Below are 25,963 nucleotides of genomic sequence, written 5' to 3'. Positions count from 1 at the left end.
GTGGACAGGCCGTCGCGGTACGCGGACTCGTCCGGATGCTCGCGCTGCTGCCCGCCGATCCGGCCACCGACCGGCTGCTCGGTGCCCTGGCCGACACGTCGACCGTATGGATCGCCGGTGCCGGACCGCGCTGTGCGAAGACGGCCGCGGCCGCCGTGAAGGCGCTGGCCCGGATCGGTTCGGTCACCGCACTGGCCGAGCTGGCCCGGCTGTCGCGGCAGGTCACGCATCCGTTGGTGCGCAAGCGGATCGATCCGGTCCTGTCGGCCGCGCTCCGTTCCTGACCGAGGATTTCCGGACCCAGGCGATCGCCCGACAGGACTACGCTGCCGGTGCGATCGGGACGATCGCGGGACACAGACGGGGGTACGACGTGGACAGCGCTGTGAGAGAACAGGTTTCCCGTCCCGGGTCACGGTTCTTCGAGGTGTGGACAGGCTTTGCCAGCGGAGTCGTCGGCTTCCTGTTCGGGGCGTGGGCGTTCCTCTACGTGGGCATGTTCACGGGCGACGCCGATGCCGGCGATCAGATGGGCGCCGGGCTCGGTGCGGCCGGTGTCCTGGGCCTGGTCGCCGCGGTCGCCGTGCCGGTCGCAGCGTTCCGGGGCCGCCACCGTCGCGCCGCGCGATCGCTCGGGTTGATGATCGGCTGGCTGGTCGGAATGGCGATCCTGGTAAACCTGTGGGTCGTCGCCTACCCCGTGCTCGCCGACCTCTCCGGCACCTGCCCCTGCGAGCCGTTGATCGAGCAGCTGAAAGTCGGTGCACCCTTCCTATGAGTGCGGCTGACGGCACGGGCATTCCACGCGGCCCCGGCCGCTACGCGGCCAGTGCCGCGTAGCGGCCGCCGACCTCCAGCAGGGTGTGGTGCGAGCCGGATTCGAGGATCCGGCCGTGGTCGACCACGGCGATCTGGTCGGCGTCGCGGACCGTTGACATGCGGTGCGCGATCGTGATCGTGGTACGCCCCCGGGCCAGCTCGTCCAGGGCCCGCTGGACGGCGCGTTCGGTTTCGGTGTCCAGGGCGCTGGTCGCCTCGTCCAGCACCAGCACGCGCGGGTCGCGCAGCAGGGTACGGGCGATCGCGATGCGCTGCTTCTCGCCGCCGGAGAACCGGTGCCCGCGCGAGCCGACGACGGTGTCGTAGCCGTCGGGCAGGGCGGCGATCAGGTCGTGGATCTGCGCGGCGCGGGCGGCCTGCTCCAGCTCGGCGTCGGTGGCCGACGGCCGGGCGTAGCGCAGGTTCTCCCGGATCGTGGTGTGCAGCAGGTAGGTCTCCTGGCTGACCACGCCGACGATCGCGGCGACGTCGGCCAGGCGCATGTCGCGCAGGTCGATGCCGTCGACGGTGATCCGTCCCGCGTCCGGGTCGTGCAGTCGCGCGATCAGCGCCGCCAGGGTGCTCTTGCCCGAGCCCGTCTCGCCGACCAGGGCCAGCGAGCTGCCTGCCGGTACGTCGAGACTCACCCCGGCGACCGCGGCGGTGCCGCTGCCCGGGTACGCGTACGTGACCTCCTCCAGGCGCAGGTGGCCCTGGATCTCGGCCGGGTTCACGGCTACGGGATGCGGCGGGTCGGCGACCTCCACCGGCAGGTCGAGGTATTCGAAGATGCGCGCGAACAGGGCCAGCGAGCTGGTCAGCGAGACGCCGACGTTCAACAGGCCCATCAGCGGCCGGAACAGGTTGCCCTGCAGCGCGGTGAACGCGACCAGGGTGCCGATGCTGAGTGTGCCCGCGGTGCCGGGCAGCCCGGCGCCCAGGTAGATCAGGGCGGGGATGGCGGCGAAGATGATGCTCATGGAGGCCATCCGCCAGCGACCGGCCAGCTCCGACCGCAGCTCCAGGTCGATCAGGCGCTCGGACGAGGCGGTGAACCGGTCGACCAGCGCGGCACCGGTGCCCATGGTCTTGCTGAGCTGCACGCCGCTGATGGACAGGCCCTCGTCGATGGTGACGTTGAGGTCGGCCAGCTCACGCTGACGCTGGGCGGTGATGGCCTGGCGCATCCGGGCCACCCGCCGGGTCAGGTGGATGGCCGGGGGCAGCACGACCAGCGACACCAGCGACAGACGCCAGGACAGGGCGACCATGGCCACGGCGGTGGCGACCGTGGTGGTGAGGTTCGAGGCGATCGAGGTGGCGGTCGAGGTGACCACCGACTGCATGCCGCCGATGTCGTTGGTGATGCGCGACTGCACCTCACCGGTGCGGGTGCGGGTGAAGAAGGCGATCGACTGGCGGTGCAGGTGGGCGAAGACGTCGGTACGCAGGCGGTGCATGATCTGCTGCCCGACCGTGGTCGAGATCCAGGTCTGTACGACGCCGAGCGCCGAGGTCAGCGCGGCCACGGCGACCATGCCGAGCACGAGCCAGACCAGCAGGGTCAGGTCGGCGTGCGGCAGGGCGACGTCGATGACCTCGCGCAGCAGGAACGGCGAGGCCATGGCGATGACCGACGAGACCACGATGATCGCGGTGACGACGGTGAGCTGCCACCGGTGGGCGGTGAACAGGGTGCCGATGCGGCGCAGGGACACCTCGCGGGCCTGGGCCTTCTCCTCGGCGGTGACGGTGCGCGAGCCGCCGCCGCGACCGCGTTCGAAGGATGGGCGTTCCAATGGGCGTCTCCTCTATCGGGGGATGCTGAGGTTACCTCAACATGAGGTAGCAACAGCAACCCCTGATACGGTATTCCCGTGGAAGAGCAGGACGAGGCGAGCCTTTCTGAGGCGTTCTGGGGTGTTGCGCGCCAGTTGCGCCATCTGACGAAGGATGCCCTGGCACCGTGGCAGGTCAGCCCCTCGCAGGCGCGGGCGCTCGGGGTGCTCGGACGCGAGCGGGCGCTTCGCCTGAACGAGCTGGCCGAGCAGTTGCGGATCGCACCGCGCTCGGTCACCGAGGTCGTCGACGACCTCGAGGCGCGCGGTCTGGTGGAACGCCGGGCCGACCCCGCTGACCGCCGGGCGACGCTGGTGGCGCTGACCGAGTCCGGTAGTGAGGTGGTCGCGGCGATCGGGACGGCACGCCGGGCCGAGGCCGACCGGTTCTTCAGCGCCCTCAGCCCCGCCGACCGGGCTCACCTCACTCGAATCCTCAAACAGCTCTCCGCCTGACAACCGGAGCTTCCCACCACCGCACCTCGACGACCCGGTCCGCGCGGCGGCGCAGGAAGCGGCGTCGACTGCTGCCGGTCGCGTGCAGGACTCGGCCCGTGTCGTCGAAGCGCCATGTGGCGGCGACCACGCGATCACCGGAGAGCCACTCCTGCCTGACGATCGACCGTCGCAGCTGCCGCAGCAGCCAGGCGGCCGTCCAGCTCGCGCACTCCTCGGGGTCGACGGTCGCACCGCACGCGGTGAGGTCTTCGCGATGGGGGTTGTCCAGCAGGTGCTCGTCGCCCCACATGCCGTCTAGCGCGTGCCCGCGCGGGTGGTTGGTCCAGTACGCGACCTGGAGGGTGTTCTGTGGAACCGCAAGACCTGGAATCTCCAGCTCGAGGTACAGCGGCGTGAACCACACCTGCGACGCGGTGTCCTCGGGACAGATGCCCGCCACGGTCCAATCGGCCGCCTCCTGCCGCAGCTGATCGAGATACGCGGCCTCTGCGGCGTTACGCCCAGGTTCATCAGGAAACCATTGGCTGGCAGGTGCGTCCATCGCCCGATCATGTCGCCCATGCCTCGGAGCCGCCAGCACTTTGCGCTGCGGACCCGCCACACCGGCCACTCAGGCAGCTCTCCGCCTGAATCGGGGTTCGCCGAAGTCAGTGGCGCATAGGGTCGGGTCGTGGAGCAGCTGGAGCCGATGCCGCAGCAGTGGACCCGAGCGTTGGCGATCGCCGCACACCCCGACGACCTGGAGTACGGCGTGGCCGGTGCGGTCGCGGCGTGGACGGCGGCCGGCAAGGACGTGCGATACCTGCTGGTGACCCGGGGCGAGGCCGGGATCGACACGCTGCCCCCGCACGAGTGCGGGGGGCTGCGCGAAGCCGAGCAGCGCGCCGCCGCGGCGGCGGTGGGCGTGGCGCAGGTGGAGTTCCTCGACCACCACGACGGCGTCATCGAGTACGGCCTGGACCTGCGGCGGGACCTGGCCGCGGCCATACGCCGCCACACTCCGCAGCTGGTCGTCACCACCAACCTGCACGACAGCTGGCCGGGCGACGGCTGGAACTCGCCGGACCACCGCCATGTCGGTCGTGCCGTGCTGGACGCGGTCGCCGACGCGGGCAACCGGTGGATCTTCCCGGAGCTGCTGGGGCTCGGCCTGCAACCGTGGGCGGGTGTCGCCTACGTCGCCGTCGGCGGTTCACCGCGGCCGACGCACGCCGTCGACGTCACCGACAGTCTCGACCGGGCCGTGGCGTCGCTCAGCGCGCACCGCACCTACCTGCAGGCGCTCGGGCAGAATCCGATGGCCTCGCCACGCGAGTTCCTGCAGTGGCAGGCCGACCTGGTCGCGCCGAGCTTCGGCGGGCGCCGGGCCACCGCTTTCGAGCTGTACCGGACTTAGCCGCGCTCTGGGAGCAGCGGGCGCATGAACGTGCGTTCGTAGCGCAGCACACAGCCGCTGTCGTCCCTGATGCGGTCGGCCGCGATGAAGTCGGGGTCGGTGCCGAACCGCTGCCGGTACACCTCGTACGCGGCGAGGCTGGGGAAGCTGAACAGCGCCAGGGCCTTGTCGCTGGCACCCTCGGCGGGCAGGAAGTAGCCGTGGTGGACGCCGCCGTGCAGGTCGACCAGCTCCATCCATCGGCGACCGAACTGCTCGAAGGCGGAGACCTTCGCCGGATCGATGACGTACTCGACGACACAGGTGATCACGCCTGATCGTAGGCTTCGGCTTCGACGCCACGACGGCGGCGGGCCGGTCTAGTAGGTGAGTGCGGCGAACCAGTCGTCCCGGCCCTGCCGGGTCAGGTCCAGGATGTGCCAGACCGGGCAGAGCAGGTCGATGCCGCGCTGGTCGATGTCGTCGGCCATGCGGGGGTGCGCCGAGTAGGAGTGGCGGATCGAACCGTCGTCGTCGCGGGTGAACACCGACACCGTCGAGTCCTGGACACCGTCGGCGTCCTCGCTGCCGAGGTCGTACTTGAAGGTGCCGGATCCGGCGCTGAGCAGGCGCAGGTTCGTCCATCCCCGGCTACGGCCGTGGGCGCGCAGCGCGGGCGTGTCCGCCGCCGCGACGATCGCGAGGTCGACGGTCTGCGCGAGGTGGCGGGCGATCCCGTTGAACCCGTCGATCCACATGGTGCACATCGGGCACGGGTCGGTCTGCTTCTTGCCGTACATGAGGTGGTAGAGGACCAGGTCGCGGCCGGGCCGGGTGAACAGTTCGCTGAGCCGGACGGTGGTGACCGGCTCGTCACCGGCGTCCAGGTCGGCCGGGCCCTGCTCGAACTCGTAGTCGGTGACGACAGGACCGGGCGGCAGCGCCCGCCGCAGCTCGGCGACCCGTTCCCGATGGCGCATCAGCTCGATCTCGGCCTGACGTAGCTGCTCGCGGGCGTCGGCGTACTCGGCCGACTCCGCGCTGAGATTGGTTTGTCGCATCTTGGGCTCCAAGGTCCGCTATTCGACCTGGACGTGCCGTCATGGCGCTTGACCTTGGTTCCCCGCGGCGATCTGACGGCTTACGGCACCCGCAGCATCACCGGGTGAGCCACGCGGCGACATCGGCGAGCAGTTGCTTCGTGCGTTCTGCTGGAGCGGCCGAGGCGGTGATCGAGTGCCGGGCCAGCGCGGCCAGCTCCTCGTCGGTGAGCGCGAGGTGGTCGCGGGCCAGGGCGTACTGCCCGGCCAGGTCGGCGCCGAACAGCAGCGGGTCGTCGGTGCCCAGCGCCACCGGCACGCCCGCCGCCAGCAGTTTCCGCACCGGCAGCCCGGCCAGCTCGGCCACCCCCAGCGGCGGGTACGACGTCGGGCAGAGCTCCAGCGCGACGTTCCGCTCGGCGAGCAGCTCCAGCGTGGCCGGGTCGGCGTACGCGGTCAGCCCGTGGCCCACCCGGGCCGCGCCCAGCCGCTCGACACACGCGCGCACGTGCCACGCACCCTCGTAGAACCCACCGTGCGGCACCGCGATCAGCCCCGCCTCAGCGGCCACCCGGAACGCGGGCACGAAGTCCTCCACCCGGCCGCGCCGCTCGTCATTGGACAGCCCGTACCCGACCACACCCCGCCCGGCGTACCGGGCGGCCAGCTTGGCGGTCCGTATGGCGTGTTCCGGCGGCGCGGCCCAGCTCGCGGCCAGGATGACGCCCATCCGGTCACCGGCGGCGGCCAGCACCGTCTCCACGACCGCCTCGTATCCACCCAGCCGTTCGGCGTAGGAGGACGGGTCGACCTGCAGCTCGGTCCACCCCGCGCCGCAGGCGGCGTCGTCCTCGGCGGCCTCGGTGACGACCCGGGCGATGTCGTCGGCGGTACGCAGCACCGCCCGCGCCAGGTCGTACCGCGACTGGAACGCCTCCCACCCGTGCGCCCCCGCCGGGATCGCGTCCGGCACCGGCAGCCCGGCCCGCGCCGCCAGCTCCGCCAGCGTCGCCGGCCGCATCGAGCCGGTCAGGTGCAGGTGCAGGTTGGCCTTGGGCAGTGTGGTCAGGTCGCGCATAACCGCCAGGCTATCGCCGTACCGACGGCTGTCGAACCGCCCCGACCAGCGGACCAGGCCGGCTCGACTGGCGTGTCGAACAGGGCCGACCTGGGTGGCGACGGTACAAAGGGCGAGGGTCAGCAAGCGGGGAGTGGCATGGGACGCAGGCCGGCACGGCGCTTGGCGAGCGCGGCAGCCGTAGGAGCACTGCTGGCGGCGCTGACCGCCACCGGTGCGTGGGCGGGGCAGGACCGGGAGACGTCACGAGCCGCCGTGGCCTGGGGCGACAACAGCACCGGCCAGCTGGGCGACGCGACCGACCAGCAGCGGCACACGCCCGTGGCAGTCTCGGACCTGCGGAAGGTCCGGCAGCTCGGCGCCGGTACGGCGTACGGCATCGCGCTGCTGGCCAACGGGACCGTCCGGGCCTGGGGCGGCAACGAGCGCGGCCCGCTCGGCGACGGCACGCAGGACGCACACACCACCCCGGGCGTGGTGGCGGGCCTGTCCGGCGTACGCCAGGTCGCGGCTGGTTCCGTGCACGCCCTGGCCCTGCTCGAGGACGGCACGGTCCGCGCCTGGGGCGACAACACCAGCGGCCAGCTCGGCCTCGGTGTGCTGGGCGGCCTGCGCACCACACCCGTGCCGGTCCCGGGCCTCAAGCACGTACGCGCCATCGCCGCCCGCGACAGTTACTCCCTGGCCCTGCTTGCCGACGGCACCGTGCTGGCCTGGGGCAACAACAGTGCCGGGGTGCTCGGCAACGGCACCGTCGGGACCAACGACCCGACCCCCGCGCCGGTGCACGGGCTGAGCGGCGTACGCGCCCTCGCCGCGGGCAGCGGGCATGTGCTGGCCCTGCTCAAGGACGGCACGGTCCGCTCGTGGGGCGCCGACGACGTCGGCCAGCTGGGCCGCGGCACCGTCGGCGCGCCGGACCCGCTGCCGGCGACCGTGTGGGGGCTGGCGGAAGTACGCGCCGTCGCCGCCGGTCTCGACCACAGCCTCGCGCTCCTCGAGGACGGCAGGGTCTGGGCCTGGGGCGACAACCAGGACGGCGAGCTGGGCATCGGCACGTTCGGCGGCCTGCGTGACCGCCCGGTCGCCGTGTCCGGCCTGAGCGGGGCGCGCGCCGTCGCGGCCGGGTTCCATACCAGCTACGCGCTGTCGCGCCGGGACGACGCGGTCGTGCTCGCCTGGGGCGGCAACGACCGCGGCCAACTCGGCGACGGCAGCACCACCAGGCGCGCCGCCCCCGTCACCGTCCAGACGAGCCTCGACGACGTCGGACCGCTCGTGGCCGGTGACGGGTTCGCGCTGGCCGCGGGTTAGCCCAGCCGATCGCCGCCAGGACGGGTACCCGTGCCGCACTATCCTGCGGACATGGACGACCTCGCCGCCACCATCCGCGCGCTGCCCGTCATGGCCGGACCGCAGCTGCGGTTCGACCCGGCGACCGCGCCGGGCGAGCCGACGGAGCTGTTCCGGGCCTGGTTCGCCGAGGCGGTCGCGCAGGGGGTCGCCGAGCCGCAGGTGATGCACCTGTCGACCGCGGACGCGGCCGGGCGCCCCAGCGGCCGGGTGGTGCTGCTGCGCGACGTGACAGCCGAGGGCTGGGTCTTCACCGCCCGCTCGACCAGTCGCAAGGGCCGCGAGCTGGCCGCCAACCCGGCGGCGGCGCTGACGTTCTACTGGCCCGGCATCGGCCGCCAGGTCCGGGTGGGCGGGACGGTCCAGCCCGCGAGCCCGCGGCGCAGCGCCGCCGATTCTCTCGCCCGGCCGCAGTACGCCCGGATCCCGGACCTGGCCGGACCCGAGAGCGAGCCGCTGGCCGACCTGGGCGAGCTGGCACGGGCGTACGAGGCGGCCCGCGCGCGCCTGGACGCCGACCCGGACGCGGTCGCCCCCGACCACACCGTCTACGTGCTGGCCCACGACGAGGTCGAGTTCTTCCACGGCAGCCCCGACCGCCGCCATGTGCGGCTGCACTACTGGCGCGAACCGGCCGGCTGGAGCACCACGCTGCTGTGGCCGTGACGTGCCGATTCGGTTTGTCGCGACGGAGTGCGGGGTACACGCCGACGGAGGAGGTGGCCGTGGCGGACAAACGGGTTACCCACACGACCGCGGTCGAGGGCGAGGTCTGCCGCGTCGCGCTGGCGGGCGAGATCGACATGGCGGTGACCGAGGAGGTCACCGACTGGCTGTGCACCGCGATCGACTCCTCCGGCTGCCGCCGACTCGAACTCGACCTGTCGCAGACGCTGTTCCTCGACTCCACCGGGATCACCGCGCTGCTGCGGGTGCGCCAGTACGCCGATGAGCGCGGCGTCGGCTTCAAGTGCGTCGACACCGCGCCGTTCGTGCGGCGCGTCTTCCAGGTCACCGGCGTCGCCGAGTACCTGACCTGAACCGCGGCGGTGAACCCGGGCGGGCGGAGCGATCCGCCCGCCCGGGTGCCGTCAGTTGGTGATCAGGTCGAACTCCTCCCACGGGCCGATGGCGGTGCGGTTGGCGATGAGCGGCGCCGCGCCGGCGTTGTCGGCGGTGACGATGTTGTTGTTCGCGCGGGCGCGCAGGCTGACGCTGCCGCTCGCGTTGTTGATCAGGTCGAACTTCTCCCACGCGCCGATCGAGGCCCGGTTGGCGATGAGCGGCGCCGCGCCGGCGTTGTCGGCGGTCACGAAGCTGCTGTTGGTCCGCGCCCGCAGGCTCACGGTTCCGTCGGCGTTGCTGATCAGGTCGAACTGCTCCCAGCCGCCCACCGTGGTGGCCTTGGCGATCAGCGGCAGTGCGCCCGCGTTGTCGGCGCTGACCAGGTTGTTGTTGGCGTGGGCGCGCAGGCTGGTGGTTCCGGCCGCCCCGCCGCTGGTGACGCGCAGCGACGAGATGGCGTCGTTGTTGCCGGTGCTCCCCAGGTTCGGGTTGTCGGCGCCGATGACCCACGAGGTGCCGGTGAACCCCGCGTCGGCGTACGCGGTGACGGTGTAGCCCGACGGCACGCGGATCGACGAGACGCTGTCGTTGGCGATCCCCGCGGCCTGCAGTTGGGCCAGGTCGTAGTTGCCGGTGCCCAGCGTGACGGCGCTGCCGCCGTAGTTGATATCGGCGTAGAACGTCGGGCCGGTGGTGCCGCCCCCGCTGCTGCCCAGCGGCAGATCCATCCGCCGCAGGATCTCGGCGTACGAGGTGCCGTTGGGGGCCAGGTGCAGGGTCTCGCCCGCCGAGGTGGCGATGGTGATCTTCGTGCCGGAGACGGTCCCCGCCGCCGCGCCGTTGCGGAACAGCGCCAGAGTCTGTCCCGGCCACGGGTTGGTGAACGTGAGCGACCGGCCCTTCTGGCTGACCACCCGCAGGTACTGGGCGGTGTTGGCGCGCAGGTCGCTGGAGACCAGGAACCCGCCGAACGCGCTCAGGTCACCGAACTTGGCGTTGGTGCCCGACGGCCAGGTCGCAAACACCCGGATGTTGTTCTGGAACGACTGCAGCAGCATCTCCGACAGGCCGGAGGTGACGGCGTTGAGGTTCTCGATGCCGCCGCCGTTGTGGTGGATGTGCATGTTCGGGTAGCTGCTGGACGTCGCCTCGGTGCGCAGGTGCGACAGGATGGTGGTCGGGTTGTAGCCGACGCGGGCCGCGGCGGCGTAGAACGTGGCGGGGGCGTTGCCGCCGTGCCAGGCGTTGGCGAGCTGGCCGATGGTGTTGCGGGCGTTGGCCAGGTCGGCGGCGGGGCTGTCCAGGCCGACCAGGTCACCGGGGTAGATGAACTGGGCGGCGATGTCGTTGCCGTCGTCGATGAAGTCGCTGCCGACCTCGGTCTCGCGTACGACGGTCTGCCCGTTGCGGGTCATGGTGGCGGGCTTGCTCAGCTTCGACAGGATGTCCTGCCAGGTGGAACGCAGGGTCGCGTCGGTGTTGAGGGCGGTGCTCATGTCGACCAGGCCCCGGAACAGCAGGTGCACCAGGCCCAGCGACATGCTGCTGTTGGTCTGCGGGTAGGCCTGGCCCTCGTGCGGGGCGTCGTTGGTGATCACGTACCGGTTGCCCGCCGCGTCCCAGACCAGGTAGTTCTGCCAGAACAGGCCGACCTGCTTGAGCCACGGGTAGACCGTGTTGGCGTAGCCGGTGTCCCAGGTGTGCTCGAACCGCATCACCATGTTGCTGGCCAGGTTGGCGGCGTTGGACTTCTGGTTGTGCAGCGCCAGGTCGGCGCTGGTGCCCAGCGGGGAGATGCCGACCGGGTACAGCACGCCGGTGAAGCCGTTCTGGCCGGCCAGGGTCTGCGCGCGCGACTGCCAGTCGAGCACGGGCTTGTCGTACGCCCCGGCCTGGTCGAGGCGGTTGGTCGGCAGGGCGGCGTAGAACGGCGTCTCGTAGTTGTAGTTGGTGTGGTAGTCGCCGTTCCAGCCCATGTTCCCGGTGATCCAGTTGCCCCACAGGCCGGGCGCGTACTTCCCGTTGCGGCTGGAGGCGGCCAGTAGGTACAGCGAGCCGTACCAGCTCTTCTCGACCGCCTTGTCCGGGATCTCGACGTACGACTGGGACCAGTAGTTCGACCACCAGCCGCGGTGTGCGGACTTGTAGCCGTCGACGTCGGGCTGGGTCAGGTTGGTCACCAACGACACCGCGTTGGCCTGGTAGCTGCCGGTGTCGATGCTGGACAGGATGCCCACGGCCAGCGTCGAGGTGGTGCCCGGCGCCAGGGACAGGGTGAGCCGGTTGCCCGACAGCGACTGCGTGCCGCCGATCGTGCGGGCGGCCATCCGGGCCCGGGGGTCCCCGGTGCCGCCGGTGTCGGCCTGCACGTCGGCGCTGAGCACCCGGCCGTCGTTGGACGCGGTCGGGGTGCCGCCCGCGCCGTTCTGCAGCGTGATCGTGATGGTCTGGGTCGACCCGCCGGTCAGCGTGAACGAGGTGACGAACAGGTTCCGGTTGGCGTCGGTCCAGCTGGTGGTGGTCAGCGTCTGCCCGCCGAGGGCGTACGTGCCGCGCACCTCGGCGTTCCGGATGTCCTGCACCACGTTGTACGACGACCCGGCCAGCCCCGCCGCGGCGACGACGATGCGGCCCAGCGGCTTGATCGCGTGGGTGGAGCCGGAGAAGAAGTCGTTCTTGCCGACGTAGAACGTCTGGTTGCTGATCGGGCCGCCGGACACCACCCCCAGGTCGCCGTTGCCGAGCATCGGGCCGTCCTGGGTGGTGCCGGAGGTGAGGTTGGTGGGCGGGCTGGTCCAGACGCCGGTGTACTGCCCCGCGATGCGGGTGCCGTGGGCGGCGGTGGTGGCGTCGGCCCGCGCGGGGGCGGGGCCGGTGACGGTGAGTGCGGCGGCGGCGAGCAGCGCCGCGGCGGCGGCACGGCCAGACCGGGCTGCCGCGGGTCGGAAGCGCATGAGCATCCTCCCAATCGGTCGGGGACGGACGGTGGCGTGAGGGTGCGGGGCACCGCCCGAGCGGCACGAGGCCGTCGGCTGCGGTGGTGGTACGGGATCCGTACTGGTCCGGTACGCCAGGTGGAGCGGGGCGGCGAAACGCGACCGTAATGTTGGAAGACAACGTTATCCACGACTTCGCGGTGCCGTAAAGACCCGGTGGCGCGGCCCGGTCCGCGCCCAAGATTCCGCCAGCCCGCGACGATGTGGAGTCGACCAGGTCAGGGTGGTTGCGTCGCCATCGCGCGGTCGCGGACCGGCACCGAAACATCGGATCTCCCGGGCGGCCATTGGGCGGACCATGCTCGACGTGATCGAGGGCCGGTAGTGGTCGCGCGGACGCGGTCGGGTGGTGGCAATTCGGTGGATTCCCCCGCAGGTGCGCCTCAGGTGCGCCTCGGGTACGCCTCAGGTGCGTCGCCGGGCGTCGCCCTGGCCTCGCCGATCATGCAGTTTCGGGGAAAGTGCACGAATCGCGTCCAAGATTCCTGCACTTTCCCCGAAACTGCAGCAACAACCCCCCGCGGGCGGTGGGGTGATGACGACCGGGCGGGCGGCCACGCGCGGCCACCCGCCCGGAATCCAGGTCTCCGGCCGGATCGGCCGGTGCGCATGAGCTGGATATCGTTTTCTCTGCCTGTCCGGCGACGGATCGGCGATCTGATCATCCGATGTCGTCGCGGGCAGGCGTCGCCAGGCCCGGTTGCCGTCGCGGTCGGGCACTGAACTGTGGCAACACGGTAGGACGCCGCGCCTCCGCCGTCAATGCTCGCCGTTCGCGGGGTCGGCGCGATCGCCCGTTGACATCGGAGGTCTGCCGGTCCTACGCTTCGGGCCGATCATCGAGATAACGTTGTCACGGCGAGGAACCGCCGCGATGACACCCCCCGAAACCGCCGACGCGCCGGCGTACCGACCCGTCCCCAGGAGGACTCCGTGAAGCTCCTTCGCACCGCGGTCGCCGCATTGGTCGCGGCGACCGTACTGGCCGCGGCCGCGTGCTCCACCAGCGAACCGACCCCCAGCGGCACCACGAATCTCAGCTTCCTCACCTTCGAGACCCCGGCCCTGACCGCCACGTTCTGGGACGACTCGATCACCACGGCCAAGGCGGCTGTGCCCGGCGTGACCATCAACAAGATCGTCGCGCCGAACACCGACCGCAACGCCTACGCCAAGCAGCTGCAGGCCTCGGGGCAGTTCCCGGACCTGCTGGCGTCGATCAACCCCAAGGACTTCATCGACGCGGGTCTGCTCACCCCGTTCGACAAGCAGTGGCTGCAGGACAACTTCGTGCTGCCCGCGGGCAACGACATCAACGGGCAGTCCTACATCCCGCCGACCAACTCCCAGATCATCCCGATGGTCTTCTACAACAAGGAGATCTTCGCCAAGAACGGCCTGTCGGTGCCCAAGAACTGGGCTGAGTTCATGCAGGTCGTCGCCAAGCTCAAGGCGGCCGGGGTGACCCCGATCGAACTGGCGGGCGGCGAGCCGTGGTCGGCCAGCATGCCGCTGGTCGGCCTGGTCAGCGCCAACGTGCTGGGCAAGAACAAGACCTGGATCGCCGACCGGTACGCCAAGAAGGTCAAGTTCACCGACGCCGACGTCGTGGCCGCCGTCAGCAAGCAGCGTGAACTCATCACCGCCGGTGCTTTCGACAAGGGCGCCCTGGGCGTGAACTACGCCGACGCCAACGCCCAGTTCCTCGCGGGCAAGGCGGGCATGTACCTGATGGGCAGCTGGTTCATCGGCCAGATCAAGCCCGAGCAGGCAGCCACCTTCGGCACGTTCCTGCTGCCCACCGATGACGGGTCGCTGGTGGTGCCGTTCAACGTCGGCGGCACCACCGCCGTCAGCGCCAAGGCCGCCGATGTGGCCAAGGCGGTCGAGTTCGCCAAGGCCTGGTCGCTGGCCCCGGCCAACCTCAAGGTCCTCATCGAGACCGACGGCGCCTTCCCGATGCTCAAGAACGTCAAGCTGGAGGACTTCGGGGCCAAGGTGACCCCGGTGTTCACCGAGGCGTTCGCGCTGGTCGGCCAGGAGAATACCAAGGTCAGCTCCGCCGGTTGGGTCAACAACGACGACGCGTTCCCGCCCGGCGTGTCCGATCTGTTCTACGCGCTGTCGCAGCAGCTGTTCACCAACGGCGACGTCGCGGGCCAGCTCGCCGCCCTCGACACCGCCTGGGACAAGGCGGCCAAGTAGTCCCCCGGGACCCCGGCACCCGGTGTCGGGGTCCCGCTCCCCGAAAGGCCGCTCCCGAAAGGATCGACGGTGCCGACCCCTCGCCGCGCCGCCCGCCCCACCCTGGGCCTGGCGCCCATCGCCTGGACCGCCATCGCCCTGTACGCCGCGTTCCTCATCTACCCGGTGCTGCGCAGCCTGCTGCTCAGCTTCACCGACCGCAACCCGCTGCGCGCCGACAGCAGCTTCGTCGGCCTGGACAACTACCGCGAGCTGTTCGTCGACGAGCGGCTGCGCACCACGCTGCTGTTCACCGTGACCGTGGTGGTCGCGGTGACGCTGCTGGCCAACGCGTTCGGCCTGGCGTTCGCGCTGCTGCTCAACCGGCAGAGCATGAGCTACCGGGTGCTGCGCACGCTGGTGTTCATTCCGCAGGTGCTGTCCGGGGTGATCGTCGCGTTCGTCTGGCGCAGCATCCTGACCGAGAACGGCCTGCTCAACGCCGCCCTGCAGCGGATGGGCCTCACGAACGAGCCGGTGAGCTGGCTCGGCAGCGCGCAAATGGCCACGCTGTCGATCTGCGGGGTGGTCAGCTGGATCACCATCGCGTTCGCCACCGTCGTGTACTCGGCCTCGCTGCGCTCGGTCCCGCCCAGCCTGTACGAGGCCGCCCGCGTCGACGGCGCCGGCGCGTTCCGCCGGTTCACCCACGTGACCTGGCCGATGATCGCGCCCGGCACCACCATCACGGTCGTGCTGTGCCTGATCACCACGTTCAAGCTCTACGACGTCATCGCGGTGCTGACCGGCGGCGGTCCCGCCAAGAGCACCGAGTCGACCGCGTTCTACCTGATCCAGGTGGCGTTCACGAACAACCTGTTCGGCTACGCGTCCGCGATCGCGATGCTCCTGCTGGCGCTGACCGCGGGCATCGCGTACCTGGTCACCCACCTGCTGCGCAAGAGAGAGGGCCGGCTGTGAGCGCCATCCCGACCCGCGTCCCGGTCCGGCGGCGGCTGCACACCGCCGCGGCCTGGCTCATCGTCGCCGCGTACGTCATGCCGATCTACGTGGCGCTGGTGAGCACGTTCAAGACCCAGGACCAGATCCTGGCCAACCCGGCCGCCCCGCCCGCGCCGTTCACCCTCGACAACATCATGCACGCCGTCGACCGGCCCGACCGGCTGGTGCAGGGCGGCCTGGCCAACTCGGTCCTGGTCACCGTGCTGACGGTCGGACTGCTGGTGCCGCTGGCCTCGGCGGTCAGCCTGTGGATCAGCGAGCGCACCCCGCGCGTACGGGCGCTGCTGCTGGCGTTCTTCGCGCTCGGGCTGATGGTGCCGCCGCAGGTGGTGCTGCTGCCGATCGTCGGGCTGCTGCAGCAGCTCGGGCTCGACCACACCTACCCGGGCCTGATCCTCAGCAACGTCGGCGGGGGATACCTGTCGTTCGCGGTGTTCGTGTACGTCGGCTTCCTGCGCACCGTACCCCCGGAGATCATCGAGGCCGCGCGCGTCGACGGCGCCTCCGACCTGCGGATCTGGTGGCAGGTGGTGATGCCCGTGGTCCGTCCCGCGACCGCGACCGTCAGCATCTTCCTCGGGCTGTGGGTGTGGAACGACTTCCTCAACCCGCTGTTCATCCTCGGCCCGCTGCAGGGCCAGACCATCACCACCGGCATCTACCTGTCCGTCGGCGGCTACTCCACCGACTACGGGCAGCTGTTCGGGATCATGTTCCTCGCCGCGATCGTCCCCGTCGTCGGATACCTGATCAGCCAGCGCGAGTTCATCCACGGCCTGATGTCGGGAGCGGCGAAGTGACCTCCACCAGCGGCGTGCCCGCCCTCGACGAACTGCGCGGCGACTGGCTGCCGCGCGCCGAGCTCGCCCACCTGCCCAGCCTGCGCAACCAGTGGGGGCAGGCCCACGCCAACGCCGATCTGACGTCGCTGTCGTGGCTGGCCGTCCCGCCCTTCAGCGGCGGATACCACACCGGCGTGCTGCGCCTGGACGGCCGCGTCGTGGCAGCCGAGTCCATGCGGTGGGCGCCGTGGGGGGTACGCCGTCGCGCGGTGCACGGGCAGGTCACGGTCACCACCGACACCCGGCTCGGGTACGAGTCCACCGACGTCTGGTGGCGCACCACCGTGGTCAACCCCGGCCCCGACCCGGTCACCGTCCACGTCGCGCAGGAGCTGCTCGCCCCGGTCGCGACCTCGGACACCGGCTGGGGCTGGCTCTACGGCACCCCCTGGTCGGCCGGGCACCAGCACGACTTCTTCGCCACCGAACGGGTCCGCGCCGAAGTGCTCGCCGACGAGCCGCGCCCCGTGCCGCTGTACGCCCCGGGCGCCCGCTGGCTGCGGCTGGGCCGTCCGCGTACCCCCGGCATCCAGCGCGACGAGGACACCTCGCCGATGCTGCTCGACGCCGAACTGCCCGACCACACCAGCCCCGACGCCGCCCGCCCCCGCCCGGACGCGGCCCGGGTCCGGGTCCGGCTGGCCGGACGCGAGTTCGAGCTGACCGACCCGCACACCGAGTTCCGGCTCGACCCGGTCACCCTCGCCGACCTGCCGCCCATCGAGGTCCTCGTCGAGGACGCGACCTCAGGGGTCGTGCTGACCCACGGCAACCACCCCGACTCGGCCCAACTCGGCCTCGACGAGGGCCGCCCCTGGCTGCGGATCGGCGGCGAGCACGCGTCCGGACCGGACCGGCTCACCCCCGGCGCGTGGCACCAGCTGCGGGTCGAGGTCGACGCCGCGGGCGCTCGGCTGATCGTGGACGGTGCGTCGGTCGCCGCGACCCGGCCCTGGTGGGACGGGCAGCGCTGGACCGCCTCGGTCGAGGCCGACACCGTCGTGGTCACCGACAGCGCCTCGGCCTGCGCGGGCGTCTACGCGTTCGCGACCGCACCGGACGAACTGATCGCCCAGGGCAGCCGGGGCACGGCATCCTGGCGGGCCAGCCTGGCCCCGGGCGAGACCGTGCAGCTGGGCGTCGTGCTGCGGCTCGGTGTCCACGCCGCCGATGCCGCACGTCAAGCCATGGCCCACGCCGCCGGGTTCGCCGCGCGGTTCGACGCGATCGCCGACCGTTGGCGCCGGACCTGGGCGGCGGCGTTCACGCCGGGCAACGACGAGTTCAGCGGGCACCTGCCGACGCTGGTCACCGAGGACAGCGGGCTGGCCCGCACGTACTACCTCGGTGCGCTGCTCGCCGTCTACCTGCGCAACACCGGCGTCAGCCCGATCGGGCCGGTGTTCCTGACCGGCGGACCGCGGCTGGGTCCCACGATCACGTTCTACTGGGACCAGTCGGAGTTCGCGCGCACCGCCGCGCTGCTGGAACCGGCCGGGATGCGGGCCTGGATCCTGGCCGCGCTGGCGCAGCCGTACGACCGCTCGCACTCCTTCGACACCCGCAACCTGCTGCCGGTCGGCAACCACTACGCCGCCAACGACCATGCCCTGTTCCGCACCGTTCAGGCGTACGTCGGCGTCACCGCCGACCTGGGCCTGCTGCGCGAGCAGGCCGGGGGCGGCACCGTGCTCGACCACGTCCGGGCGATGGCCTACCGGCACCGCGACCAGCGGGCCGCCTTCGGCGCCGGAGTGCTCGCCGACTACGGCCGCGACGCCTGGGAGCTGCTGGAGTGCGTGCCGAACTACCGCGACGCGGTGGTGTCGTTCAACGCCGGACAGGTCGGCATGCTGCGCGCGTTCGCGCACCTGCTGCGACTGCTCGACCAGCCGGAGGAGGCCGCCTCGGCCGACGCCGACGCCACCGAGCTGTCGGCGGCGGTGCTCGGCCAGTACGCCCCCGGCGGCCGGTGGCGCACCGCCCACCCCGAAGGCGACGAGACGATCGGTCACTGCCTCGACTTCGCGCTGGTCACCGCCGACATGGGCGAGGACCTTAGCGAACCGCGGCGCAGTGAGATGGTCGACTTCGTCACCGGGCACCTGCTCGACGGCGACTGGATGCGGGCGCTGGCCCCCGACGACCCGGTCGCGCCGCACTCCGACCGCCCCGATCACGGCGCCGCCGGGGCGTTCTGCGCCTGGCCGGGCGCCACCGCGTACGGCCTGTGTCGCCTGGGCCGCCCCGACCTGGCCCAGCAGCTGCTGGGGCGGCTGCACGCCGCCACCTCCGGCGGGCTGTGGGGGCAGGCGATGGAGGCAGTCGGTGGGGGACGGTTCCGGGTCGCCGAGCGAGGGGTGGCCAACCGCGACAGCAATGCGGGCGTGGCCGCCACCGAGGCGGTCATCGCGGGCCTGTTCGGCATCCACGCCGGATACGCCGACCTGACCGCCCCGACCGGCAGCCTGACCAGCGCGGCGGGCGAGCTGCGCCACGTCAACGCGCACGGGTTCGCGGGCGAACTCGCGGCGGCGGTCGGGGGAGCGCCGTGGCGCTGACCGACGAGGCCATCGACAAGATCAAGGAGATGATCCTGTCGGGGGCGCTGCAACCGGGCGCCCGGCTGCCCAAGGAGACCGAGCTGGCGCAGCGGCTGGGACTGTCGCGCAGCTCGCTGCGCGAGGCCGTCCGCGCCCTGGCTCTGATCAACGTCCTGGACGTACGGCAGGGGCACGGGACGTTCGTGACCAGCCTGGAACCGGGCATGCTGCTGGAGGCGATCACGTACGCGGCGGACTTCCACCGCGACGACACGGTGCTGCACTTCTTCGAGATGCGGCGCATCCTCGAACCGGCCGCCGCCGCGCTGGCCGCCGAACGCATCGGCGACGGCGAGGTCGAGCGGCTGCGCCACGTCGTCGACGACTTGGCCCCCGACGCCGAGATGGACCGGCTCGTCGCCAACGACCTGGAGTTTCACCGGCTGGTGGCGGCCGCCTCGGGCAACCCGGTGCTCCAGTCGGTGGCGCAGGCGTTGGCGGCGCCGACGACCCGGGCGCGGATCTGGCGTGGACTGACGCAGCCCGGCGCCGCGACGCGTACCCGCGAGCAGCACGCCGCGATCCTCGACGCGATCGCCGCCAGGCGACCCGACATCGCCCGCGCCTGGGCGACCGTGCACGTGCACGGGGTGGAGGAGTGGCTGCGCACGGCGCTGTGTGGCACCGCGCCTAGGCTAGGAGCCGACGAGCAATGAGGAGCAGGATGACCCAGCCCGGCCGTAAGCGGCCGACCATGCGCGATGTAGCCCGCGAGGCCGGTGTGGCCCTGCGGACCGTGTCGCGAGTGGTCAACGACGACCCCACCGTCGGCGGGGAACTGGCCGCCCGGGTCCGCACCGCCATCGCCGCGCTCGAGTACGAACCGGACGAGCACGCCCGCCAGCTGCGCCGCGGCACCAGTGGGCTGATCGGCGCGGCGATGCGCAACTTCGTCGACGCCCACCCCGTGCTCAGTGCCGTGGACGCCACCGCCCGGGACAACCGGATGACCGTGCTGGCCATGTCCACCGAGGACGAGGAGGAGCGTGAACGCGAGGCGGTCATGTCGATGTGCCGCCGCCGCGTCGACGGGATCATCATCGAGCCCATCGGAACCAACCATCAGTACCTGGCCGCCGAGATGGCCTCAGGGCTGCCGGTGGTCGCGGTCGACCGGCCCTGCGGCGGCATCGCCGCCGACACGGTGATCTCCGACAACGCGGCCGGGATCGGGATGGCGTTCCGGCACCTGGTGCTGCACGGGCACCGGCGCATCGCGTACCTCGGCGATGCCGAGCGCATCTTCACCGGCCGCGAGCGTGCCGCCGCGTTCCGTGCCTGCATGGCCGCCAACGGCGAACCGATCGAGGGCCTGGTCCACCCGGGACAGATCGACACCGCGCGCGTGGCCGCGTCGCTGGCCGCCGTCCGTGCCGCCCGCGCGACCGCGCTGATCACCGGTAACGCCCAGGCCACGGTCGAGGTGCTGCGGCAGCTCGGCCCGGACGCCGGGTCGCTGGCGCTGATCGGGTTCGACGACTTCCCGCTGGCCGACCTGCTGCGGCCGGGTCTCACGGTGATCGCGCAGGACAGCGCGACGATCGGGCGTACCGCGATCGGGATGCTGCTGGCCCGGATGGCTGATCCGGACCGGCCGGTGCAGACGGTCACCGTCCCGGTGGAACTGATCGTCCGAGGCTCGGGCGAGCTGCCCCCGCCCGGCTGAGCCGCCGCGACCGGGAACGAGCATCAAGCACCGGTGATCTCCCTCTCCCAGGCTTCCCGGTCGCGCACGTACAGCGGGTCCTTGGCCCGGATCGCGGTCACCTCGAGCCTGCCGGCCGACAGGGCCAGCCGCACACTGCCGGTCACGCGCCGAGCCACCGAGCCGATGAAGGCGTCCGCGGCGGAGCGCAACTCGCCGAACCAGCGGCCCTCCACGGCCTCTCGGGTCCAGATCTGCTCCATCGACATCTTCTCGCGGATCATCTCGCTGTCGACCACTGCCGACTCCAGTTGGCGGTAGGCCATGAGCAGCGCTGCTGCCGCCGGCATCTCCCGCACCTCCAGTACCTTCACCCCGGCGGCGAGTTGCTCGAGGCCGGCGTACCTGCCGATACCGAACCGGCCAACCGTCCTGTTCAGCTCGTCGATGAGGCGTACAAGGTCTGTGGGCTCGCCGTCGATCGAGACCGGACGCCCCTCGGTGAAACCGAGCGTGAGTTCGAGCGGTTCGCGGTCGGCCTCCTGCGCGCTCCAGAGATAGAGCGACGGGTCGACTGTGAACTGCTCGGGATCGTCCAGCGACCCGGACTCGAACTCGCGGCACCACAGGTTCGAGTCCGCGCTGACCGCGTGGTCGTCGGCGGTGAGCAGTCCATAGCCGGCCAGTCCGTCGCGTTTGTGTGACCTGGAGACGATCGACAGTTCGTACGGCGAGCCGAAGCTGCCAATGAAACCGAGCTGTGTGATCGCACCGTTGAGCCGCCGCAGGGTGTTCTGCGACTGGTTGGCCGTGTGCAGCAGCGCTTGTGCGCCTACGTCGCGGGCGAGAGCAACGCCCTCGGCGGCGATGAGCGGTCGGCTCAATGAGGCGCTGATCGGGTGTACACCGAGGTAGACCGCCTGCGCGTGCAGTGCCGGGAGCACGAACTGCTCGGCGAAGTACTGGCTGCGCTCGAGTACGCAGACCTTGAACCCGAACGCGTCCGTGACGTTGTCGATCTTCGACTGGTCGATGTTGCCACCGAGGTCCACGGCCAGGGGGATCACCTTGGCCAACCGGCGCTGTGCCAGCAGGTGCAGGAGGTACATGCCGTCGAGACCGCCACTGAAAAGGGTTACTACCGGCACCTCCGGGTCAAGATCGTCGAGATCGTCGATGCAACGTATGTTCCGGGAGCCGAGGCGGCTCATGGCAACCCTCCTTAGACCCGGCTTTCGAGGTCTGGCGCCTCACAGCCGGATGACGGCTTACTCGTAGGGCGCTGCCCGGCAGGCCGGTGCCATCTCGGCGGCCGGCCGGATGCGGCGGCCGGTTGCCCTCAGTACGGAGTCCTCCACCCGGAAGCCGTGCACGTTGAGCTTCCCGTACATGGGCAGCTCCTCGGAGGCCGGGCAGAGGAACCGGGCCACCACCTCGTCGTTGAGGATGTACTGGATTCCGCCGTTCTCTCTCAGCAGCGTGATGTACCGGTCATCGACGTTGACCACATGTCCGCGCAGGTAGCGAAGCTGGTCGTCCCCATCGGCGGCGGGAGTCTGCTGAACCACGACCGACAGCGGCAGAACCGGCTCGGTGATCAGCGGAATACCGGCCCAGACGAAGAAGCAGAACGCGGCGACGTGGGCGAATATCGCGATCGGCAGGACCAGCTTCGGCAGTAGTGGTCCTGCGACCACGACGGCCAAGAACGCTGGAATCACCAGCAGCGCGATCACCCGGTACTCGTGGGTTGTCCTCGCCGCGCTCAGGGTCGGCCAAAGGATCGCCAGGTAGGCGACCAGCCCGAGCGCGAGCCCGACGAGCAGTGGCCATCGGAGTGATCGGCCGGCGGCGACCTGGAACGCCGCGCAGGCGGCAAGGCCCAGCAGTGGCAGGAAGAGGATCTGCCAGGTCAGGGCCGCCATCACGAAGGTGACGACCTTGAGCCAGGGCGGAGTGCGCGAGGACCAGCGTGCGACCAGGAACAGCCGCCCGCGGGTCAGGTTCCGATCACTGGCGTTCAGGACGCCGCCCACGGCGAACACCGCCACCAGGACCGCGGTGACGAACCAGGTGGCGGTGGCGATCAGCGACGCGACCAGGTTGAGCGGCGGCACGTTCTCCACCAGCAGCAGCGTGGTCTGCAGGTCGCCGCCTGCTTCCACCCAGAGCCGCAGTACCGACAGGACGGCAGGGATGCCGATGCTCAGAAACCCGAAGGTGAAGTCGCTGCGGCTGAGCCACTCTCGGGGCTCGTCGTCGGAGTGCCTGCTGGCGGCACCGGTTGTCTGAACCATGTCGATGCCTCTCAGCGGGTGTCCGCGTCGGCATGATCGGTAAGTTCGATCACGTTCTGCGGAGGCGGCTGCGACTTCGGGCCGAGGATCTTTGCCAGTGTCGTGTCGTAGGCGATCTGCCAGCGGCTGTTCTTTCGTTTGTCGTACTGCTTCTTCAGGATGTATCCGACCAGCGCCTGCAGATGCGGATCGTCTATCGGGATCCCCACCCCAACTGGTTCACCAGGTCCGATCGTGATGCTCGGCACGATGCTGAACTTGCCCGGAGTGGCGTAGAGAAAGCCTGCCAGAATCGTTTCCCCGGTGCTCATTGCGTCGAACGCCGGCGGCTTCTGCAGCAGGCCGTTGTAGCAGTCCCGGGCGGACGCCATCGGCCTGATGTCGAGACCCAGGTTGAGCGCCTGCAGGTTCGTGAAGGACGTCGTATAGGGTCCTGGCACGCAGACGCGTTTGCCGCGCAGATCGGTGATGCTGCGGACGCTGTTCTCCGAGCTCTTGGGGACCATCACCTTCTGGTCCGTGACGATATACGGGCCTGCGAACTTGATGTGCTTTCGGCGGTCCTCGGTGTCGGTCAGACTGGCCAGAACCATGTCGACGGAGCCGTCCTCGATCTTGGTGATGCGCTCGAGGACGTTGATGCCGACGAACTCGACCTCACCTGGCCTGCTATAACCCAACTCTTCCGCGATGAGCCGGCCGACTTCGACGTCGAAGCCGCTGAACTCGCCTTTGGAGTCCTGGATCCCGAGTAGCGGAAGGTCCCTGGTCACGCCGATACGCAGTTTCGGCTGGCCGTAGATATGTGACTGCTTGAGGTATTCCTGGACCGAGGGAGGGCTCTCGTGACGGAACACGCTGCAGGACCCCGTGGCCGTGATCAGTGCGAGGCTTGAAATAACCGAAATCGTAGTCACAAGCGACCGTGCACGTTCAATTGACAACACTGGCAGCCTCGCGCCTGGTCTCCAAAGTCATGGAGTAGTGTTAACAAACATTCAGATGCGTGACATCAGCCGAACAGGTGCATCCACCAGCGCCAATGGATGGTTGCGTGTGGATGGCGCGTCCATCCGGCAAAGCGCTGTCGACTACGCAAATCAGGAGGAAGTCGGAGCGGTACTGCTGTCTTTCATGCCGTTTCCGTAGTAGAAGGTGCCCCTTGTCGACGGGCTGGTTCAAGGATGCGGGCGGTAGGTCGCGTGATCGAAATCCGTGGTGGCCTGGCCGTTGAGATCCCACCATCCAAAGGCCGAAGGACTGCCGGCCGTCTCCGTCGCCGAAGCGCAACCGGCTCGCCGTCGCCGATGTCCAGGCCGAGGCGCGCCGCCGAGCGCGACCGTCGACGGGTGCCCGGTGAGAGCGCCCTGATGGCGGGTGGCCGCGCGCAGCACCCGGGATCCGGTGTCGTCGCCGGTGAGGTACAGCAGTCGGTGAACCCGCCGGAGTGCGTCGACACGTTGCTGTGGACCGGATGGAACAGCCCCTCGGCGTGGCCGAGGTTGTGCGAGCGCGGCGCTACCGCATACCGCCGATATATGCTTTATCTGCGCATATAGCAAATATTGGAGGAGATCATGGATGTCCTCTTGCTCATCGGCCGGATTCTGCTGGCGCTGATCTTCCTGGGCTCCGGAATCAACCATTTGACCAAGCCACAGGACGTCGTCGGCTACTCCGAGTATCGCAACGCGCCCGTGGCCGGGGGCATGGTGCGGGCCACGGGCGCCTGGATCCTGCTCGGCGGCCTGTCGGTCGCGCTGGGGATCCTCGGCGATCTCGGCTCGCTGATGTTGATTCTGTTCCTGCTGGCCACGGCGTTCCGGGTGCACCACTTCTGGACCGACACCGACCCGGCGACCAAGGCCACCGAGCTGGCGATGTTCATGAAGAACATCGCGATCGTCGGGGGCCTGCTGCTGGCCTTCGTGCTGTTCCGCACCGAGACGGCGGGCTGGACACTGACCGGACCGCTCTTCTGAGAGCACCACCGGGCCGGGCCGGGGCGTCGCGCCGGGCCGGGGCGGGCCGGGCCGGGGCGGGCCGGGCCGCCGCGCGGGTGGACCTTGGCGGCCGCTCGCCAGGCACGTTCGCGAAAGCGGGCGCCAGGCGAGGGCGAATCGGGGGCGGGTCGGGCAGACCCGCCGGACAGGTTTGGCCGGAGCTCGGCGTGGGTAACCCGTGCCCGGCAGTCGACCTCTCCCGATGCAGCGTGGGAGCCCGCCGTTAACCGTGTTCCGAGGGGCATCCGGACGCGGTCACCCTGCGGAGAAACCGGCTGTCCGGGCTCGGTCGGTGGCTCGCGTGGCCGCGACGTCGAGCGAAAGCCCAGCCGCCGCGCCCCCGGCGGCTGGGCTTTGGCCGTACTCGCAGGACGTGAACAGGCAGGTCGTGCCGGGGTTAGCCTGTATGCGGTGGCGGAGTGCACGCGCCGACCGGCCACCGCAGGCTAGGCCGGAAGGAGGCCGCCAGTGCAGACCCTGGAGCGCCCGATCACCGTCGGCGTCGACGGGACCACGGTGTCCCAGCCCGCGATCGAATGGGCGGCCGACACCGCGCAACGGCACGACCTGCCGCTGAAACTCGTGTACGTGATCGACTCACCCGGCCCCCGGGTCGGCTACGACTACATCTCCCGAGAACTCGACGACGCGGGTCACGCGGCGGCCGACCGGGCCCGTGACGTGGCCCTGGCCGGCCATCCGGGCCTCACCGTGCAGACGGTCACCGTCAACGACGACAGCACGCACGCCCTCATCAACGAGTCCGACCACGCCAGCATGATCGTGGTGGGCAGCAAGGGGCACAGCGGCTTCTACGACATGGTCATCGGCTCGACCAGCCTGCAGACCGCGATGCACGCGCACTGCCCGGTGGCGGTGATCCGTCCCCGCACCGACGACCCGGACAACCCGGCGCGCGGCCGGGTCGTGGTCGGGGTCAGCTCCTCGCCTTACGCGGTGCACGCGCTCGGGCTGGCCTTCGAGGAGGCGGCACTGCGCGGGGTCGGGCTGACCGCTGTGCATGTGCGGTCGAGCCATGGTGACGCGGCCAGGGACGAGGCCACCCTGGCGGCGATGTTCGACCCCTGGACCAAGCGCTACCCGGCCGTGGACGTGAACCGGGTCGACCTGAACGGTGACGCCGCCAAGGTGCTGACGCAGTTCTCGCGCGGCGCCGAGCTGCTGGTCTCCGGGTGCCGTGGGCACGGCGGCATCGCGGGCATGCTGCGCGGGTCGACCAGCCAGGCGATGCTGCACCACGCGGGCTGCCCGGTCCTGGTCGTGCACGACCACGACCCGGTCGGCTGAAAAGGTAGGGCTGGGCATACCCGGGAACTATGCGC

At 70.6% G+C, this 25,963-nt stretch carries 24 protein-coding genes; 15 read left to right on the top strand and 9 right to left on the bottom strand.

Going from position 1 to position 25,963, the window contains the following annotated elements; translation table 11 throughout:
* Positions 1–35: 35 nt before the first annotated feature.
* Both KUA19_RS22155 and KUA19_RS22150 read left to right on the top strand, forming a co-directional pair.
* Complete coding sequence (locus KUA19_RS22155; RefSeq protein ID WP_217398463.1) at positions 36–284, top strand: hypothetical protein; 249 nt, start codon at positions 36–38, stop codon at positions 282–284.
* An 89-nt stretch (positions 285–373) separates the two neighbouring features.
* Positions 374–778 (top strand): hypothetical protein, encoded by a 405-nt coding sequence (locus tag KUA19_RS22150; RefSeq protein ID WP_217398462.1) that lies wholly within the window; start codon positions 374–376, stop codon positions 776–778.
* Between the two features lie 40 nt (positions 779–818).
* Here KUA19_RS22150 and KUA19_RS22145 read toward each other — a convergent pair whose 3' ends face one another.
* Positions 819–2,618 (bottom strand): ABC transporter ATP-binding protein, encoded by a 1,800-nt coding sequence (locus KUA19_RS22145; RefSeq protein ID WP_254549870.1) that lies wholly within the window; start codon positions 2,616–2,618, stop codon positions 819–821.
* 78 nt (positions 2,619–2,696) lie between these two features.
* Here KUA19_RS22145 and KUA19_RS22140 point away from each other — a divergent pair, with 78 nt between their 5' ends.
* Positions 2,697–3,113 (top strand): MarR family winged helix-turn-helix transcriptional regulator, encoded by a 417-nt coding sequence (locus tag KUA19_RS22140; RefSeq protein ID WP_217398460.1) that lies wholly within the window; start codon positions 2,697–2,699, stop codon positions 3,111–3,113.
* On the opposite strand, the gene KUA19_RS22135 is transcribed toward KUA19_RS22140, so the two are convergent.
* Positions 3,094–3,657, bottom strand: coding sequence for a hypothetical protein (locus tag KUA19_RS22135; RefSeq protein ID WP_217398458.1), 564 nt, complete (start codon positions 3,655–3,657; stop codon positions 3,094–3,096). The genes KUA19_RS22140 and KUA19_RS22135 overlap by 20 nt on opposite strands.
* 129 nt (positions 3,658–3,786) lie before the next feature.
* On the opposite strand from KUA19_RS22135, the gene KUA19_RS22130 reads away from it, so the two are divergent.
* Positions 3,787–4,512, top strand: coding sequence for a PIG-L deacetylase family protein (locus tag KUA19_RS22130; RefSeq protein ID WP_308167570.1), 726 nt, complete (start codon positions 3,787–3,789; stop codon positions 4,510–4,512).
* Here the strand turns inward: KUA19_RS22130 and KUA19_RS22125 are convergent.
* The 3 genes from KUA19_RS22125 to add form a co-directional block, all read right to left on the bottom strand.
* The gene (locus tag KUA19_RS22125; RefSeq protein ID WP_217398456.1) at positions 4,509–4,823 is read right to left on the bottom strand and encodes an NIPSNAP family protein; all 315 of its coding nucleotides are present in this window, start codon (positions 4,821–4,823) and stop codon (positions 4,509–4,511) included. The two genes, KUA19_RS22130 and KUA19_RS22125, sit on opposite strands and share 4 nt — an antisense overlap.
* 48 nt (positions 4,824–4,871) lie before the next feature.
* Positions 4,872–5,552: a DUF899 family protein gene (locus KUA19_RS22120; protein WP_217398454.1), complete on the bottom strand. Its 681-nt coding sequence runs from the start codon at positions 5,550–5,552 to the stop codon at positions 4,872–4,874.
* 97 nt (positions 5,553–5,649) lie between these two features.
* Positions 5,650–6,609, bottom strand: a complete 960-nt coding sequence (add, locus tag KUA19_RS22115) for an adenosine deaminase (RefSeq protein ID WP_254549869.1) — start codon at positions 6,607–6,609, stop codon at positions 5,650–5,652.
* Positions 6,610–6,747: 138 nt separating this feature from the next.
* Here add and KUA19_RS22110 point away from each other — a divergent pair, with 138 nt between their 5' ends.
* From KUA19_RS22110 to KUA19_RS22100, 3 genes are read left to right on the top strand one after another with little or no spacing between them, the layout of a single operon-like run.
* On the top strand, positions 6,748–7,923 hold the full coding sequence (locus KUA19_RS22110; RefSeq protein WP_217398452.1) for an RCC1 domain-containing protein: 1,176 nt from the start codon (positions 6,748–6,750) through the stop codon (positions 7,921–7,923).
* 51 nt (positions 7,924–7,974) lie between these two features.
* Positions 7,975–8,628, top strand: a complete 654-nt coding sequence (locus KUA19_RS22105; protein WP_217398450.1) for a pyridoxine/pyridoxamine 5'-phosphate oxidase — start codon at positions 7,975–7,977, stop codon at positions 8,626–8,628.
* Between the two features lie 59 nt (positions 8,629–8,687).
* A complete protein-coding gene (locus tag KUA19_RS22100; RefSeq protein ID WP_217398449.1) occupies positions 8,688–9,002 on the top strand; it encodes an STAS domain-containing protein in 315 nt (104 codons plus the stop codon).
* A 51-nt stretch (positions 9,003–9,053) separates the two neighbouring features.
* Here the strand turns inward: KUA19_RS22100 and KUA19_RS22095 are convergent, their stop codons facing one another.
* On the bottom strand, positions 9,054–11,981 hold the full coding sequence (locus tag KUA19_RS22095) for a glycosyl hydrolase family 95 catalytic domain-containing protein (RefSeq protein WP_217398447.1): 2,928 nt from the start codon (positions 11,979–11,981) through the stop codon (positions 9,054–9,056).
* Positions 11,982–12,956: 975 nt separating this feature from the next.
* Between KUA19_RS22095 and KUA19_RS22090 the strand changes: the two genes are divergently transcribed.
* The 6 genes from KUA19_RS22090 to KUA19_RS22065 all read left to right on the top strand — a co-directional run bounded on the left by KUA19_RS22090 (position 12,957) and on the right by KUA19_RS22065 (position 20,341).
* The gene (locus KUA19_RS22090; RefSeq protein ID WP_217398445.1) at positions 12,957–14,228 is read left to right on the top strand and encodes an ABC transporter substrate-binding protein; all 1,272 of its coding nucleotides are present in this window, start codon (positions 12,957–12,959) and stop codon (positions 14,226–14,228) included.
* Between the two features lie 69 nt (positions 14,229–14,297).
* Positions 14,298–15,188 (top strand): carbohydrate ABC transporter permease, encoded by an 891-nt coding sequence (locus KUA19_RS22085; protein WP_308167569.1) that lies wholly within the window; start codon positions 14,298–14,300, stop codon positions 15,186–15,188.
* Positions 15,185–16,030, top strand: coding sequence for a carbohydrate ABC transporter permease (locus KUA19_RS22080; RefSeq protein ID WP_308167568.1), 846 nt, complete (start codon positions 15,185–15,187; stop codon positions 16,028–16,030). The genes KUA19_RS22085 and KUA19_RS22080 overlap by 4 nt, the downstream gene beginning before the upstream one ends.
* Positions 16,027–18,633, top strand: coding sequence for a hypothetical protein (locus tag KUA19_RS22075; RefSeq protein ID WP_217398442.1), 2,607 nt, complete (start codon positions 16,027–16,029; stop codon positions 18,631–18,633). Before KUA19_RS22080 ends, KUA19_RS22075 begins: the two co-directional genes overlap by 4 nt.
* On the top strand, positions 18,624–19,331 hold the full coding sequence (locus tag KUA19_RS22070) for a FadR/GntR family transcriptional regulator (protein WP_217398441.1): 708 nt from the start codon (positions 18,624–18,626) through the stop codon (positions 19,329–19,331). Before KUA19_RS22075 ends, KUA19_RS22070 begins: the two co-directional genes overlap by 10 nt.
* 38 nt (positions 19,332–19,369) lie before the next feature.
* Positions 19,370–20,341, top strand: coding sequence for a LacI family DNA-binding transcriptional regulator (locus KUA19_RS22065; protein WP_217398439.1), 972 nt, complete (start codon positions 19,370–19,372; stop codon positions 20,339–20,341).
* A 23-nt stretch (positions 20,342–20,364) separates the two neighbouring features.
* Here KUA19_RS22065 and KUA19_RS22060 read toward each other — a convergent pair whose 3' ends face one another.
* The 3 genes from KUA19_RS22060 to KUA19_RS22050 are packed head-to-tail and all read right to left on the bottom strand — an operon-like array spanning position 20,365 to position 23,474.
* Positions 20,365–21,531 (bottom strand): argininosuccinate synthase-related protein, encoded by a 1,167-nt coding sequence (locus KUA19_RS22060; protein WP_217398437.1) that lies wholly within the window; start codon positions 21,529–21,531, stop codon positions 20,365–20,367.
* A gap of 57 nt (positions 21,532–21,588) precedes the next feature.
* On the bottom strand, positions 21,589–22,617 hold the full coding sequence (locus KUA19_RS22055) for a hypothetical protein (protein ID WP_217398435.1): 1,029 nt from the start codon (positions 22,615–22,617) through the stop codon (positions 21,589–21,591).
* An 11-nt stretch (positions 22,618–22,628) separates the two neighbouring features.
* Entirely contained in the window at positions 22,629–23,474 is an 846-nt protein-coding gene (locus KUA19_RS22050; RefSeq protein ID WP_217398433.1) for a transporter substrate-binding domain-containing protein, read from the bottom strand.
* A gap of 720 nt (positions 23,475–24,194) precedes the next feature.
* Between KUA19_RS22050 and KUA19_RS22045 the strand changes: the two genes are divergently transcribed.
* Together KUA19_RS22045 and KUA19_RS22040 are read left to right on the top strand one after the other, a co-directional pair.
* A complete protein-coding gene (locus KUA19_RS22045; protein ID WP_217398431.1) occupies positions 24,195–24,599 on the top strand; it encodes a DoxX family protein in 405 nt (134 codons plus the stop codon).
* A 489-nt stretch (positions 24,600–25,088) separates the two neighbouring features.
* On the top strand, positions 25,089–25,928 hold the full coding sequence (locus tag KUA19_RS22040) for a universal stress protein (RefSeq protein WP_217398429.1): 840 nt from the start codon (positions 25,089–25,091) through the stop codon (positions 25,926–25,928).
* Positions 25,929–25,963 lie beyond the last annotated feature (35 nt).

The organism is Catellatospora tritici, from assembly GCF_019083965.1.
Lineage (GTDB): Bacteria > Actinomycetota > Actinomycetes > Mycobacteriales > Micromonosporaceae > Catellatospora > Catellatospora tritici.
Note: the sequence above shows the minus strand (reverse complement) of the source record. Positions and strands in the feature narration are given on the sequence as shown.